The following is a 16366-nucleotide window of genomic DNA, read 5'->3' as shown; positions in this document are numbered from 1 at the left end:
CCATCTTTTTATGATGCGTAAAAGACCAAATGTAGTACGCTGTTCCTCTGATGCAGATTCAAATACAGTCTCTTCAGATGCCAACGCATCATCTGTATAACTGGATCTTCTTTTATGAAGACGTATCTGCTCAAATATTTTATCAGGATGATGTAGATGATGGGCGTTATAACTAAACCATATTGGGGATAAGAATACCCTAATAAAAAGTAGCGTAATCAATATGGCAAAACGCGGATACATAATACAACAAAGCTATAGCAAGGTCACAATGCTTTGTTAAAACGTAGGTTAACTTATGATGAATTAAACGTTAAGTAGGTTAATAAAAAAATTCATTAATTATCCCAAGTCATCATCAGCATATAAAGCATTAAACAAAACAATAATACCACAAGACCATTACCCAGTACTCCTTCCCCCTCAGCAACACCGTAACAATCCTCTTTTATTTAATAATATATTCATTGCAATATTAAATCAGCTGATGTACTTTCGGAGATATTAGCGAAGTCATTTGGGGAATATCGTCCTCCATTACATTCCAATAATTGCTAGATAAATTATGAAAACAGTGCAACAATATTTACTGAAAAGCATAACTGCATGCTTTTTATTGACTGCGCCCACCCTACAGGCACAAGTAATACCAAACAGTCCGGAACCTAGAAAAGATGTCAGAAAACCAGTAGACACCTCCCTGACCCAGTTTCTGGTGGGCGATAAACTCCTGGCCAATAGTCATCTCCTGAATCCTGCCGGACAAAGTCTTAATCTCTCCAAAGGAACCAGGGTATTAAACCTGGACCTTGCACAACAACAACACATCCTCATCGCAAAGACCAACAGGCGGCTTTCCTTTATTAATGCAAAAGATTTCTCTACCATCGGTTCCTTCGACTACCTCGACAAGGAATCTGGCTCTATGTATGGTCTGGCTGTAGATAAAAATGATTCCACTATATACTTCACCGGCCTGGAGAAAAATTTATATGTCGGAAATGTAAGCAGCAGCGGCACATTTACGCTTACTAAAAAAATCAGTCTGTCTTCCAATAATAAAAAAACCAATCCTTTAGGAATCGGTCTGTGCAACGATAATATTGCCTTCGTTGCGCTGGCCATCACTAATGAGGTCGCAGTCGTGGATGTGGCAAAAGGTAAATTAATAAGCACAATCCCAGTAGGCGTTTGCCCTTATGCTGTGGTGATCAGCAAGGATAAAAAACTGGCATTCGTGAGTAACTTCGGAGGACCACATCCCGGGAAAAATGATCGGACAGAAAAATCCGCAGGAACAGATGTAGCGGTAGATGAACGTTCTGTGGCATTACGCGGTTCCGTTACGGTGATAGATGTGCAGTCCAGGAAAAAGATAGCCGATATTACCACCCGCATCCATCCAGAGTCCATGGTCTTATCTCCTGATGGCAAATCACTGTATGTAACAGATGATAGCGGCGACGGTGTCAGTGTCATTGATGTAAAGACCTTGAAAGTAGCGCATACCATCAATACCAAACCAGATCCTTCCCTGCCCTATGGCAGTCTGACCACCGCACTGGCATTCAGTTCCGATGGTAAAACACTATTGGCCGCCAATGCAGGTAATAATTCCATTGCACTCATTGATCCGGCACACCCCAAAAAAGCGCCTTATGGCTTTATCGCGGCAGGCGGATTTCCTGGCGCCATCAGCGTTAGCGGCAACCAATTGTTCATTGGAAATGTAACAGCGTTAAAGGGTGAAATACAAAAAGTATCGCTCCCTGCTAATAAATCAGAAGTTGATAACTATACCGCTGAAGCCAGCAAAGGATTCCATTTTATAGATTTGCTCAGAGCCCAGGCCGGAGCCAATGCGAAAGCTGCGCCCAAACCTGTTCCGGATAATGTAGGCGAGCCTTCGTCTATCAAACACGTAGTGTATATCATTAAGGAAAATAAAAAATTCGATCAGGTATTGGGCGACTTCGGAAAAGGAAATTGTGATCCTAAGCTGGTGGAATTTGGTAGGGAGATAACACCCAACACACATGAATTAGCCAAACAATTTGTATTGCTAGACAACTACTATTGCAATGGCGTTAACTCCAGCGATGGCCACCAATGGGCTATCCAGGGGATTACTACGCCATATCATGAAAAGGATTTTTCAAACGGACATTGTGCCTATGATTTCGGAACCGATCCGCTGTCATATGCAGGATGTGGCTTCATTTGGAATCACTTACTTCGTAAAGGAATCTCTTTCAGAAACTTCGGAGAAACAGATCTGGCGGAAATAACTAAAGGGAAAACCTGGACAGATGTCTATAACAGCTGGAAAAACAAAAACGATTCTGCCCAATACCAATGCTCTTATGCGATGAAGAGTCTGGAAAAGTACAGCGACATGCGTTACCCAGGCTGGAATATGAATATTACAGATCAGGTAAGGGCAGACGCGTTTATCACTGCACTGAAAGAGTACGAAGCAGCAGGCAATCTGCCTGAATTTATGATCGTTTACCTACCGAATGATCATACCAGCGGTTATGGCGAACAAAATCCCACTCCGCGCGCCTATGTAACAGACAATGACTGGGCTACAGGACGCGTGGTAGAAGCATTGTCTAAAAGCTCTTTCTGGAAGGATATGGCCATTTTCATCAATGAAGACGATCCTCAAAGCGGCACAGACCATGTAGATGGCCACCGCTCCTTCTGTTTAGTAGCAGGGCCTTTTGTAAAACGCGATACCGTTATCAGTAATTTTTACAATCAATCATCCGTATTACATACCATCTGCCAGATATTCGGCGTACAACCAATGAATCAATTAGTGGCAGCCGCGCCGTTAATGACAGCCTGCTTTCAGCAGCAGGCCGACTATACCGCCTACAACGCGCTAACGCCAACAATTGCCATCAACGAATTGAATCCGCCTAAAGATCAAATCAAGAGTAAAACCACTGCCAAACTAGCCCCGCTAACGCAGAAAATGGATTTCTCCAAGCCGGATCTGATCGACAAAGACGCCCTGATCTTTAGTGAATATATATGGTCCACTATTCACGGCGACAAGCCCTTTCCAAAAGCCTACTTCGGCGCCCATCAGAAAGGCCTGAAAGCACTCGGCCTGAAACTGGATCCTAAGTATAAAGAAGACAATGACTAAAAAAAATATCCCGTCCTGGAATAGGGTAATTCCAGGACGGGATAATACTTTAATTCAAATCAACTATAGAAGAATCCGTAGTAGTTCAGTGCGCCAGTCGCTGTTTCAAACTATTAATTTCGTCCAGCCATTCCTCCTGATCTTCCCAAAGCTCTTTTAATTCGGAATCAGTCGCAATCATATCTATACACCGAACCGCCAGTGCCCGAAGGCCATTCGGAAATTGTTGCCCTTTCAATGTCGCCAATATTGGTTCCAGGTTATGCGAAATCTCATGATAATCTTCAGGTATTTTACCATCCAGAATACAGATGACTTCAGCAGCAGCAATCGCAGGCTGGTTATAGTCTGCCTCCATTGGGTTATCTATTGATGCCTGCAATGTTTCTCTGATAAATTCAAGGGTTGGCGTCTCACATAAGTCAATTATCCAATCTCCTGCACTGTCATTTCCAAAGCTTTTTTCACTCCATGTTCCCATTGATATATTCCTTTTTAAATGAACGATGGAATATAGTTATAATATGCTGTTCCGCACACAAGGAGATACTTTCATCATCAACTTTTCTACCTCATATTTAGCGGGAACACTTTCAGCTATTTTTGCTATATTATGTAACATAAATCCAGGCCCCTGTTGAAAAGCATACCAGTAAGTGGCAGCAACTGTAGCAAAATTTACCCCTGTAAGCATATTGTTAATCAATTCATCACTAAAACCCGCACTCCCATGAAATCGTATCTATTCTTTCCTTGTATTGTACTCATGCTATTCTCCTGTAGTAAACCCGCTGACATGCAGGTGGAGAAGAAAGCAGTAATGACTACTCAAACTGAGTTAACCAGGCAGACCAGTGCCAACAGTCCTACGGGTCCGGCAGTAACAGATTTTTACCTGGACTATTTATATACCACCGGAAGTGGTATAGCTACCATACATTTCACCAATAATACTGATACGCTGGCATTTTTTACGATAGAGTTAAGAAGCGGTACCAGTCTCCTTGGTATGAGAACCGCAAATGTTAGTGCCAATTCGGGGATTTACATCAGTTTTCAACTGTCGCTTACCAGTGGTACACTCAACGCAAAAGTGATGAAAGGCTCCAGTTCCTACACTGCCAGTTGTACAATTTATAACGCCACCACTAATCCGGTTAATCCTACCTACAAGGCAACAGCTTTAGCATCTACTCCCCAATTATCCTTAACCTATTATCGTAATCCTGTTACGATGGTTAAATATTATACGCCTGAACTCACATGGACATCCTTTTCCAATGTTATTCCAACCGGTTCGGATTACATCTATGCAGCCGTTAAATATCCTACTGGTGGAGGTAGTTGTCTGTATCCGGAAAGCAGATCGAATGATGTAAAGGTCAACAAAATCAGTTTCAATGGGGTAAGCAATGAAATCTATATATGCTAGCCGGCTTATGTAGATTATACGTGGAGTAATAAACCATTTAGCCCAGATACGGTTCCTGCCAGTAAATGGACACGTGTCTATATACAATGGTAAATGTGCTGTGGATAGTTTGGACTGTTAGTTAACGGTCCAAACTATGTAGTAAATTAAGATTACAATTAGAGGAAAGGAGGTCTGATTACTTCCCAATACAGAACTTACTGAATATATAATCCAGTCTGTCCTCATTCGTCACTTCTCCGGTGATTTCACCCAGGAAATGCAACGCTCTCCGAATATCCAGCGCCAATAGATCGCCAGGTACCCCGTTATCCATTCCATTGCTCACATCATGGAGGGATTTGAGTACTTCCTGAAGGGCAGAATGATGTCGTGCATTGGTGATGATAGTATCTTCTGTGTTAATATCTCCGGACAATACTTTTTGCACAAGGGCTTGTTTGAGGTCGTCCACATGGGCGTGATTTTTCGCAGAAATGAACAAAATACCCTGAATTTTGGAGAATTTCTCCTGTATAGCGGACTCTCCCGCGATGTCAGTTTTATTGCCAACAAGGAGGAAATTAATGTTATCAGCCTGGAAGGAATCGATTTGTTGTTGCAGGTCCTCCGCGGAATTTTCATTTACATCGAAGAGGTATACTACTACGCCTGCCTCTTTGATCTTCTCCATGGTTTTCTGTACCCCAATACTTTCAATGGTATCATTGCTTTCCCGAATACCGGCGGTATCAATCAGCCTGAACAGAATCCCCTCGATATTCAGTACCTCTTCAATGGTATCGCGTGTAGTACCCGCTATATCGCTTACAATGGCCCTGTTTTCGTTCAAAAGTGTGTTGAGGAGGGTAGACTTCCCCGCATTCGGTTTGCCCACAATCGCCGTATTTACCCCATTTTTGATCACATTTCCCATTCGGAAAGAATCAATCAGGTGTCGAATGGTCGTGTTTGCTGCCGTAACCAGCTCATACAGGCGGGTACGATCTGCAAACTCCACATCTTCCTGGCTGAAATCCAGTTCCAGTTCTATGAGGGCAGAGAAAGTGATCAGTTGTTCTCTCAGCAGATGCAGTTCTTTGGAAAATCCTCCTCTCATTTGCTGCATGGCTGTTTGATGAGAGGCAGCAGAGTTACTGGCAATCAAATCGGCTACAGATTCAGCCTGTGTCAGGTCTAACTTACCATTCAGAAATGCCCTTTGGGTAAACTCTCCTGGCTTTGCCAGTCGGGCGCCTGCTTTGGTAACAGCATCTATGATTTGTTGTTGAATATAGGGAGACCCGTGACAGGAGATCTCAATTACATCCTCTCCGGTATAGGATCTGGGGCCTTTATAAAGACTAACTACTACTTCATCGATGATGCGACCATCCGCTATGATACCGCCAAAATGTAGGGTATGACTGGCTTGCAACAGGAGGTCTTTGGAAGGAAAGAGGGAATTGGTGATATCAAACGCCTGGCTTCCACTCAGTCGAATAACGGCAATGGCGCCTAATCCAGGTGCGGTGGCTACAGCCACAATGGTATCATCAAATCCGGTAAGTTTTCCCAGCATATCGAAAGTTATTAAAATTAGAAGCTGCAAAGGTACTATAAACTGTATAATGCAAAAATCCCCGTCTCTGGGTAGAGACGGGGATTCGCTATCAAATATTTGTGACAGTACTACTCTTGCAGCGTAAAGCGGATTGGGAGGTTGAACTGTACAGATACCTGGCGACCGTTTTGTTTACCAGGTTTCCATTTAGGCATGGTTTTCACCACGCGAACAGCTTCTTCTTCCAGACCACCGCCTTTTGCGGCTCCGACTGTTTTAACGTCTTTGATATTACCATCAGAATCAACTACGAACTGTACGAAAACAGTACCGGAGATGCCGTTTTCCTGCGCAACGCGTGGGTAACGGATATTCTTATTCAGGTATTTGTTCAGCGCATCTTCACCACCTGGGAAGGTTGGCGGCTGTTCTACGAATGTGAAGATCTCTTCTTTCGCAGGAGCAGGAGGCGCTTCTACCACACCAGTACCTTTACTGTCTTCCAGCAGGCCCGCATCGATACCGTTCGGGTCACCTTCTACAGTTTTAGTGGCGATAGATTTGTCCTTAATATCCTCGTGTTTAGGAGGTATCTCATCTGGTGGTACCTCGTTATCCTTTTTGATCACAGGAGGAGTAAACTGTACTGACGGTTTTACCGGTGGTGGTGGCGCCGGTGGAGGAGGTGGAGGAGGCGGAGTTTTAGGATCGTCAGGAATTTTCAAATCCTCGATCTTAATCTCCTTAATGATTGGCTTCTTCACGGCATCTCCCTCGGAAGCTTTTACCCAGTTAGACACCAGGTAACCACCGATCAGCAATACGAACAGCGACGAAGTACCAATAATGGCGTTCCGCACACGTTTGTTATATTGCCTTCTCAGCTCGTAAGCCCCATAATCCTTATTCCTGCCGTCAAACAGGATATCCAGAAAATCGGACTTTAAGACTTTAGCAGAATCCATTGTTAATGTTTTATGATGGATGCAAAAAATTTAATTATTCCATAAGACTATTTCACGCCATTAGCAGCTTCTGTCTGCTTAATCCACGTTTTATCCTGATCGGAGATATCAACAGTAGCATAACGCTGAATACGATTGATCGCCATTTCATCCAGGATATCTACGAAGTTCTTATAAGTAGCGTCGTTGTCCGCTTTTATAATCACTACTACGTCTTCTGGTTCACCTTTTGCATTTCTCTGCTTAGCAACTTCATCTCTCTTTCTGATGATCTCATCTCTGATACCATTCTTGTTGGCGAATGTCGTTGCTTTAAAAAAGTTAGGATCAGCGGATGCATTTGGATCTTGCGCTAAACCTTCGTAATAATATACTCTGTTATCTTTTCCGAGTAAGATGGTCAAAGCAGTACTTTCTTTTACTTTGTTCTGCTCCTTCTCATCTTTCGTATCTTTTGGCATGATCAAGTCCATTGTTTTGGGCTTGGCCATTGTAGTGGTAAGCATGAAAAAGGTAATCAGGAGAAATCCTAAATCCACCATTGGAGTCATATCCACACGGGTAGAATGTTTCTTGGATTTCGTACCACCGTGTTTACCTTTTCCACCACTACTACTGGTATCCATTTCTGCCATAGTAGTAAGCTTTTTTGGTTTTGAAATCAGCAGCCTTCCAGGCCAGGAAGTTACGCCGTCCAGCGGTCGTATGCTGCTATTTACTTTTTACTGAAACCGGTTAGTACTGGTTAGTGCTTCTTAGTATCAGCACTCATCATCTCCTCATAAGCTGCAGTGCCTGGAGGAGGCGCTTCCAAATTCGTAACCAGGTTCAGTTTCTGGATATGCTTCTCTTTGAATGTATCCAGGATATCCTTGATCTTTGGATAAGGCGTCTGGTTGTCAGCCTTAATACAGAACTTCAACTTAGCGAAGTTACCGCCTTGTGATGCTGCCATTCCATATTCAATCCAAGTCGCCAACTCATTGTTAGCAGAATCAGTAGGAATACCTGTATCCAGGTGTGAATGCTTACGCTGATCAGGTGTTTCGGATAAATACTGTTTCAGACTCTTTAACGGAGTACCTACAGAGGCGCCCAGTACAAAATTCTGCATTTCCTTTTCATCCAGATTCAGTTTGAACTGCGTATTCAGATCCTCAATCAGTTTTCTTCTTTTAGGCTGACCGTCCATGCTGAAAAACACTCTGCCATCCTTATCTACCGTAAATAACAATACGTCAGAATCAGGTAAAAGGGCAGTGTTGATAGAAGACGGTGTAACTACGGTCACCGGCTCGTCCGGTTTGAACTTAGTTGCCAACATGAAGAAAGTTAAGAGCAGAAAAGCCACGTCACACATAGCCGTCATATCGACCAACGTGCTTTTCCTGGGCATTTTAACTTTTGGCATCTTTACTTTTTTTATGGTTTACTTTAATAAGATTCAAAACCGCTCATTTTCCACACAAATAATCTAAATTATTTGTGGTTAGCAGCGAAGCTCTGAGTTAAAGTAAAGCCAGACTCGTCAATAGCATAAGTGATGCTATCAATGCTAGTAGTAAAGACGTTATACATGATGATCGCGATAGCGGAAGTACCGATACCCAGAGCGGTGTTGATCAACGCCTCAGAGATACCCAATGCCAGCTGAGATGAATCAGGTGCACCTGCGTTAGACATCGCGGAGAACGCCTTGATCATACCCAATACCGTACCGAACAGACCCAACAGGGTTGCTACTGATGCAATAGTAGACAAGAACACCAGGTTCTTTTCCATCATTGGCAGTTCCAGTGCAGTTGTTTCTTCGATCTCATTTTTAATAGTCAGAATTTTTTGGTCTGTATCCAGCTCAGTGTTGGAAATCATTTCTTTGTACTTTTTCAGACCAGCTTTCAGAACGTTACCAACAGAACCTTTCTGTTTGTCACACTCAGCCAGAGCAGCATCAACGTTCTTGTTTGCCAGGTGGTACTGTACTTTACGTACCAGCTCAGAACCAGGGAATTTACCTTTAGCTTTTGCCAGGTACAGGAAACGCTCAATTACGAAAGTCAGACAAATCAGCAGCACAGAAATCAGAATTGGTACTACATAACCACCTTTATAAACGGTACCAAACCATTTACCAATACCTTCTGAAATTGGATGACCATCAGGATTGTTACCCTCAAAGTTCGCTGGATTACCCAGTACAAAGAAGAAGATCACAAAACCAATTACCAAACAGATAGGTACAGCCAACGTTGCAAATAAGTTGGATGATTTTTTAGGTTGATGGGAAGATGCCTTAGCAGTAGCTGCAGTCACAGTTGTTTTAGTCTCAGCCATGTTGATTGAAATTTTAGTGTTAAAAATTAAACTATTGTTTGTTAGAAGTTATGAATTACTGTTTTACTCTGTAATGCTCAATGGCACTCAATTTACTCTTTATTCAGTGATTCGCAAAGTTATAAGGTTGGCTCAAAAAAACAAGTGCAGCTCAAAAAATCCCACTAAAATTAACACCCACACCGAAATGCACTACCAGCGCACATTCCACCCCTTTGTTTTGTTTGAGCAAACACTTTATTCAGCAAATAAACCAATATTTATCGCAGTCAGTATCCCGACCAATCACTGTCCCTAAATTTGAAATAGATTGATTTTTTTCAAAGTTGGACGCACAATTTAAGAAAATTTTCAAATGTTCCAACAGAAATCTTGTCAGAACATAAAGTTATTTCTTCCCGCGCCAGTCCTGTCTTTGAGCCTAAATCTCTCACATTCCAATCACAATTATCTAATATCTATAACCCATTTCCGCCCAAATGCAATACCATCGCGGTAATAATCCTTTACTAACGTGAAATCCCCATATTAGCAGAAAATATACTATAATAATTAATGCTTACATAAAAATTTCTTCGGTTTCCGCAGTTTTTTCCAAACACCTATCTCTTCTATCCCCCCTTTTCCCCTTTCTTAACATCTTTTTTACGCTCGTGGAATTTCCTCTTAAGTTAAGACATTATACACTTACTTGCAACGCACTGAAAAAAAAATTGGTCCTATTAGTCTAAATAAACCAACCTATAATCATGATCAAATCGTCACAACACTCTCTCGTGTTGGCCACCCTGGCTAGTGCCATCACACTCAGCACGATCGCATTGCCAGCCGCCGCACAAAAGAAAAAAGATGCTCCCGCAGCTCCGAACTCCTCATTGGCTAAAGATACCAGCAAACCTGCCGGCCAACCAATGATGAAACCAGGCCCTAAACCCGGCCCTAAACCCTTCGCGGAAGTAATCCCGCAAGGCGCTAAGTCCGACTCCGGCCTCATTAATATCTATAAACACGAAGACAGATTCTTCTTCGAATTACCAGATTCCATCCTCGGTAGAGATATCCTCGTCGTAAACCGCCTCTCCAAATCCGCCGCAGACCTGCGCGTCGGCATGAACGGCTTCGGTGGCGATCTCATCAACCAAAATGTAATCCGCTTCGAAAAAGGACCCAACAACAAAATATTCCTCCGGAATATCTCCTTCACCGAAACATCGAAAGACTCCACACAACCCATGTTCTCCTCCGTGATGAACTCCAATATCCAACCAATTGTGGCTGCCTTCGATGTGAAAGCGTACTCCAAGAATAATAACAGCTCCGTTATCGACCTCACCGAATATATCAACGGCGATAACGACGTATTCTTCTTCGACCAACAAATGAAATCTGCCCTCAAACTCGCAGCTTTCCAACCCGATAAATCCTATGTCATCGATGTGAAATCATATCCGATGAACACGGAAATCAGAACCGTTAAAACCTACGCCAAATCCTCCGCTCCAATGGCTCCAGGTATGCCTCCCGCTCCAGGCGGAAACGCTACCGTGGAACTCAATAGCTCCATCGTTCTCCTCCCTAAAGTACCCATGCAACCCCGCTATGCGGACTCCCGCGTTGGATTCTTTGCTACCGGTACCACCGACTTCGACGCGGACCCTCAAGGCGTGAAAAAATTAGTCATGATCACCCGCTGGAGACTGGAACCAAAACCAGAAGACATGGAGAAATATAAACGCGGAGAACTCGTAGAACCACAGAAACCAATCGTGTTCTACATCGATCCCGCTACTCCTGTTAAATGGCGCAAATACCTGATCCAAGGCGTGAACGACTGGCAAGCCGCATTCGAAGAAGCCGGATTCAAAAACGCTATCATCGCGAAAATGGCGCCTACCAAAGAGGAAGACTCCACATGGTCCCTCGATGACGCCAGATTCTCTGCCATCGTTTATAAACCATCCGCTATTCCTAACGCCAGTGGCCCACATATCCACGACCCTCGCTCCGGCGAAATCCTGGAAAGCCATATCAACTGGTACCATAACGTAATGCGCCTCCTCCGCAACTGGTACTTTATCCAGGCCTCTCCTAACGATCCTCGCGCCCGCAACATGCAATTCAGCGATGAACTGATGGGTGAACTGATCCGCTTCGTTTCTTCACATGAAGTAGGCCATACGCTGGGCCTCCGCCACAACTACGGCTCCAGTTCTACTTATCCTGTGGAAAAACTCCGCGATAAAGAATGGGTGAAGAAAAACGGTCACGCCGCTTCTATCATGGACTATGCCCGCTTTAACTACGTGGCACAACCTGGCGACGGCATCTCTGGCGCCGACTTATACCCTCGTATTAACTACTACGATAAATGGGCTATCGAATGGGGCTACCGCCAGTTCCCTGACCTGAAAACACCAGAAGAACAAAAAGTTAAACTCAACACCCTCACCGTTGAAAAACTGAAAGACAAAAAATTCTGGTTCGGTCATGAAATGGACCCTAACGATCCACGCAGCCAAAACGAGGACCTCGGCGATAACGCCATGAAAGCTAGCATGTACGGTATCAAAAACCTGCAGCGCATCATGCCTAACCTCATCACCTGGACAAACACGCCAAACGAAGGTTACGCGAATCTCTCCGAAATGTATAAGGAACTCGTTACCCAATACGGTCGCTATATGGGCCACGTGGCTAAAAATATCGGCGGTATCTATACCACGCCTAAAACTTCTGAACAAGAAGGCGTAGTAATGGAATTCGTTCCTAAAGCCACCCAGAAAGAAGCAGTTACTTTCCTCAACCAGCAACTGTTTACCACTCCTAAATGGCTCCTGAACCAGGATATCTTCAACAAAATCAGCGAAGACGGCGCTTCTGTGATAGCTGAAAAACAAGATGCTATTCTGGAGAAAATCATCAATAACAACACAGTTGCGAAACTGGTAGCATCAGAAGCTGTACTGGGCGCAAATGCCTATAAACCAGCAGAACTGCTGGCAGATCTTAAAGTTGTAATTTTCTCAGAACTGACCACCCATCAAAATGTGGATGTCTTCAAAAGAAATCTCCAGCGCTCTTATGTGGAAAAACTGACCAAAATGGTGAATCCTCCAGCATCTCCAATGGGAGGCGCTGCCGGTAATGCCCGCCTGTCCGATGGTACAGCCCTGGCCCGCGTTTCTCTCAATACCCTGAGAACGGAACTCCGCGCTGCTGCTGCCGCTGGCGATGCTACTACCCGTGGTCACTACCAGGACCTGGTAGCTTCCATTACCAAAACGCTTGATAATAAATAAAATTAGCGTCCTATAATACGACATAAGCCCCTTCCACAATGGAAGGGGCTTATTTATTACGGATAATTGCTTAATATAGCGCGAATTTTTAACCACTAAGCCTCAAAAGTGAAAGATCGCTCTAATAAAATAACGATATACGACATCGCACAAAAGCTGAACCTATCCGCTTCAACAGTTTCCCGTGCCCTCCAAAACAATCCCCTGATCAATGAGGAAACTCGCCTCAAAGTCCAGGAGATGGCCACCGAAATGGGTTATGTGCCTAACTGGATAGCTTCAAGCCTGCGAAAAAAACGTTCTAATATCTTAGGTCTGATTGTACCTCGTACTTCCATGTACTTCCAAAGTACAGCGATTTCAGGTATTCAGCACGAGGCACACAAGTATGGCTTTTCCATCATGATCGGACAGTCAGACGAAAGCGTAGCAATGGAAAAAGAACTGGTTCACACGTTCTATTCCCTCCGCGTAGACGGTCTGCTCGCTGTTTCGTCCATGTTCACTACCAATACAGATCATTTCAACCCGTTCGTTAAGAATAATATCCCTATTGTTTTCTACGATCGAGTACCTACCGACTTCAACGGCTATACCATTACCGGCGATGATTACCAAGGCGGATACCTCGCTACAGAACACCTGATCCGTCAAGGTTGCAAACGAATCGCCCATTTCTCCGGTATATTAACTTGTAATCTCTACCAACAACGCTTGGCTGGCTATAAAGCAGCATTAGCTGCATACGATATCCCCTTCGACGAAAGCCTGATTCATGTGCACGATCTTACCATGACTTCCGCCGCCGCTGCCGCTCAACAGATCTTCAGCAAAGGGAAGCTGCCAGACGGACTATTCTCCGCCAACGATTCATCTGCTGTTGCATTCATTCAGGAAGCCAGGAAACAAGGAATCGATATCCCTGGACAGATTAAAGTCGTAGGTTACTCCAACGACTTGTCTTCCCGTATCATTTCTCCATCCCTTACTACGATCGAACAATCGGGCTACAATATGGGCCAGAAAGCCGCCAGCACCATTATTCAACTTATCAACCAGGACGAAGGCATTAAAGTGACCAAAAACTATGTGTTCCCGGTAGAACTAATACAAAGAGAATCAACAATGTAATTATTCACCTATACGCTGATAAATTTTCTGCTAAAACCTACCACTTTATGAGGCAACTTAAAATCCTTGCTGCCGCGAGTCTCATACTCACTGCAGCTTGCCGTACCACTGTGTATGTTCCGAGTCCTACTAATGCGCCAGCATTGAAAGAAAAACATGAATTCAAGGCTACCGTAGGTCCAAACAGTATTCAAACTGCTTTTGCCATCACGGATCACCTGGCGATCATGGCTAACGGACAATATGTCTACAGAAGTAATCTTTTTAGCTCCGATGGACAAACGCAAAGCAGCAATGGATATGATCGATACGTGCAAGGTGGAAGCGGAGAAGCTGCAATCGGCTATTTTCTCCCTATCAAAGACAGGGGTAGAAAAAGCGCAATTTTTGATGTATATGCCGGCTACGGCACAGGCGGATTTAATACGCTGGACAGAAACTACGATAAAAAGTATGCTGCAAATGCGAATGACTACAAGATTGAAACACGCTTCAGCAAATTCTTTATTCAACCTAGCATCGGAATCGTACATCCAGTGGTAGAAACAATTTTCAGCAGTCGCATCTCTCTGGTTAATTTCTACGGATTACACGCTGGAAGTCGCGCTACGCCTTTTGACTCCACTTACAGCGACAAAGGAAGTTTTTACGAAATAGGCGCCCGTACAAGATTATTGTATGAACCAGCTATCACCGTTAGATTGGGGTATAAATATGGTAAATTCCAAATGCAGTTACAGCATTCCCTTTCATTCTCCGGCGATAACGACCATAACTTCACTACCTATTTCGAACCGCTCTCTTTCAATGTAGGCGCCACTTTGGATATCGCTAAATGGTATCATTCCAAAACGAAACAATTGAAATAGTTTATAGGGAGATAACAGTTATTCCAACAACTTATCTTTCACCAAAAAGAAATCCCGGTTATCTGAGATAACCGGGATTTCTTTTTGCTATACAATCTCATTAAGAGGAAGTACCATTTTAATAAATCTCCAATACTTGAATATTGGTAGATGACAGCCAAACTAGCCACTGACAATACTTTACACAAGATTCATTGAAAGTCCACTATGTCTATACAAAAGCGATCACAGAAGTAAAGAGGATACTTAAACTAATCTGCATCGCTTAAATGATCCTAATTTATTTAGGATATATAATATCGGGAGACGACAGCCAAACTGCATGCCGACAATACTTTACGCAAGACTTATAGGAAGTCTGCTATGTCCATCCAACAGCGATAATTGAAGAAAAAACTACGCTTAAATTAATCCCCATCATTTAAATGTACCTAATCTATTAATGATACATAATATCGGGAGACGACAGCCAAACAAAGCACTGGCATTACCTTATATCAGGTTTATAAGAAGCGTATTATACGGACTCAAACACTTTCCAGAAGCAAACAGTTGCATTGACAATTAATGCCTGTTACTAATAACATACTGAATAATTAGTGTTGGATAATATAACCCAACTATACAAGATCACAACAACGGGTCGTCTGCAATGCAGATCTTAATAGTATTACAAGTGAAAATAGTTCGGATGGAGAGAAATAATTGAGCTTAAAATTATCCTGATGTATAAATGAGGTATAATTTGGAGAGATAATAGTCAAACATAGCTACCATCTCAATATTGGAGAAGACCGATGTAGCAATAAAACGTAATAAGTTTTGATAAGATATTTATGCTTTAACCAGCTGAGAATACTGGTAGATACGCATAAACAGCAGCCGTTAATAGTCCTGGTTGTCAAGATACTAATTGACATTGGGACAGATAGATCCTAATAGGCCCCACCAGTAAGAAAAGACAGCAATAATAGTATGATAAATACCTGCGTTGGCATGAAATATCGATTTGTGGACAGCATAAATGTTTTCCAATCATGAGGGATACCTCAAATACCCATTGATGATACTTTACAGCAGATATTTCGGTATATAATCAGACAGATGAATAACGGAATACTAAAAGGAAGAGCGCTTAAATTAAGCCGCTGTAGGTTATTTAGAGAAAGTGGTATGTCTACACTTTGGAGATGGCCACCAACAATAGGTTTTACATCAGTTATTATCTAATAAAAATGAGGATGGAATTTCTATTTCGGCGTTGGGGGAAAGAATGGGCAATGGAGCAGTCGTTCTTTTGGGAATGGCATAAAATAAAAAAGCCTTAGTGAAATCACCAAGGCTCTTTTAAATAAATATGGCAGCTACCTACTCTCCCGCATTGTTGTGCAGTACCATCGGCCATAAGGGGCTTAACTTCTCTGTTCGGAATGGGAAGAGGTGAACACCCTTGGCAAAACCACCATAAGATCTTTTTGCTTTACAGCAAACAATAAGGTGACATATTGGAAGAAAGTTGTATACTAAGTTTGTTGTTCTGGACAACGAAGTAATAATAAAGTTAAAGCTTACGGGCAATTAGTATTACTCGGCTGTGATGTTACCATCTGTACACCTGTAACCTATCAACGTC

Annotated in this window: 11 protein-coding genes and 1 rRNA gene; 5 read left to right on the top strand and 7 right to left on the bottom strand. The window is 43.0% G+C overall.

From position 1 onward, the window contains the following. Positions 1-565: 565 nt before the first annotated feature. Positions 566-3160, top strand: coding sequence for a bifunctional YncE family protein/alkaline phosphatase family protein (locus CLV59_RS00065; protein WP_111589974.1), 2595 nt, complete (start codon positions 566-568; stop codon positions 3158-3160). Between the two features lie 85 nt (positions 3161-3245). Here CLV59_RS00065 and CLV59_RS00060 read toward each other — a convergent pair whose 3' ends face one another. Continuing rightward, on the bottom strand, positions 3246-3641 hold the full coding sequence (locus tag CLV59_RS00060; protein ID WP_111589973.1) for a DUF4259 domain-containing protein: 396 nt from the start codon (positions 3639-3641) through the stop codon (positions 3246-3248). Positions 3642-3890: 249 nt separating this feature from the next. Here CLV59_RS00060 and CLV59_RS00055 point away from each other — a divergent pair, with 249 nt between their 5' ends. After that, positions 3891-4592, top strand: coding sequence for a hypothetical protein (locus tag CLV59_RS00055; protein ID WP_146616094.1), 702 nt, complete (start codon positions 3891-3893; stop codon positions 4590-4592). 178 nt (positions 4593-4770) lie between these two features. On the opposite strand, the gene mnmE is transcribed toward CLV59_RS00055, so the two are convergent. The 5 genes from mnmE to CLV59_RS00030 form a co-directional block, all read right to left on the bottom strand. Continuing rightward, the gene (mnmE, locus tag CLV59_RS00050; RefSeq protein WP_111589971.1) at positions 4771-6153 is read right to left on the bottom strand and encodes a tRNA uridine-5-carboxymethylaminomethyl(34) synthesis GTPase MnmE; all 1383 of its coding nucleotides are present in this window, start codon (positions 6151-6153) and stop codon (positions 4771-4773) included. A gap of 110 nt (positions 6154-6263) precedes the next feature. Further along, the gene (locus tag CLV59_RS00045) at positions 6264-7100 is read right to left on the bottom strand and encodes an energy transducer TonB (protein ID WP_111589970.1); all 837 of its coding nucleotides are present in this window, start codon (positions 7098-7100) and stop codon (positions 6264-6266) included. Positions 7101-7147: 47 nt separating this feature from the next. After that, on the bottom strand, positions 7148-7735 hold the full coding sequence (locus CLV59_RS00040) for an ExbD/TolR family protein (protein ID WP_111589969.1): 588 nt from the start codon (positions 7733-7735) through the stop codon (positions 7148-7150). A gap of 110 nt (positions 7736-7845) precedes the next feature. Continuing rightward, entirely contained in the window at positions 7846-8511 is a 666-nt protein-coding gene (locus tag CLV59_RS00035) for an ExbD/TolR family protein (RefSeq protein ID WP_111589968.1), read from the bottom strand. Positions 8512-8579: 68 nt separating this feature from the next. Next, positions 8580-9434 (bottom strand): MotA/TolQ/ExbB proton channel family protein, encoded by an 855-nt coding sequence (locus CLV59_RS00030; protein WP_111589967.1) that lies wholly within the window; start codon positions 9432-9434, stop codon positions 8580-8582. 749 nt (positions 9435-10183) lie between these two features. On the opposite strand from CLV59_RS00030, the gene CLV59_RS00025 reads away from it, so the two are divergent. From CLV59_RS00025 to CLV59_RS00015, 3 genes are all read left to right on the top strand, one after another. Next, a complete protein-coding gene (locus tag CLV59_RS00025; protein WP_111589966.1) occupies positions 10184-12733 on the top strand; it encodes a zinc-dependent metalloprotease in 2550 nt (849 codons plus the stop codon). Positions 12734-12841: 108 nt separating this feature from the next. After that, complete coding sequence (locus CLV59_RS00020) at positions 12842-13864, top strand: LacI family DNA-binding transcriptional regulator (protein WP_111589965.1); 1023 nt, start codon at positions 12842-12844, stop codon at positions 13862-13864. Between the two features lie 47 nt (positions 13865-13911). Then, a complete protein-coding gene (locus CLV59_RS00015) occupies positions 13912-14733 on the top strand; it encodes a hypothetical protein (protein WP_111589964.1) in 822 nt (273 codons plus the stop codon). A 1355-nt stretch (positions 14734-16088) separates the two neighbouring features. On the opposite strand, the gene rrf is transcribed toward CLV59_RS00015, so the two are convergent. After that, positions 16089-16200: ribosomal RNA gene (rrf, locus tag CLV59_RS00010) — 5S ribosomal RNA — on the bottom strand. Positions 16201-16366 lie beyond the last annotated feature (166 nt).

Source organism: Chitinophaga dinghuensis, from assembly GCF_003259435.1.
Classification (GTDB): domain Bacteria; phylum Bacteroidota; class Bacteroidia; order Chitinophagales; family Chitinophagaceae; genus Chitinophaga; species Chitinophaga dinghuensis.
The sequence above is the reverse complement of the archived record's forward strand: the minus strand, read 5'-3'. Positions and strand labels throughout refer to the sequence as shown.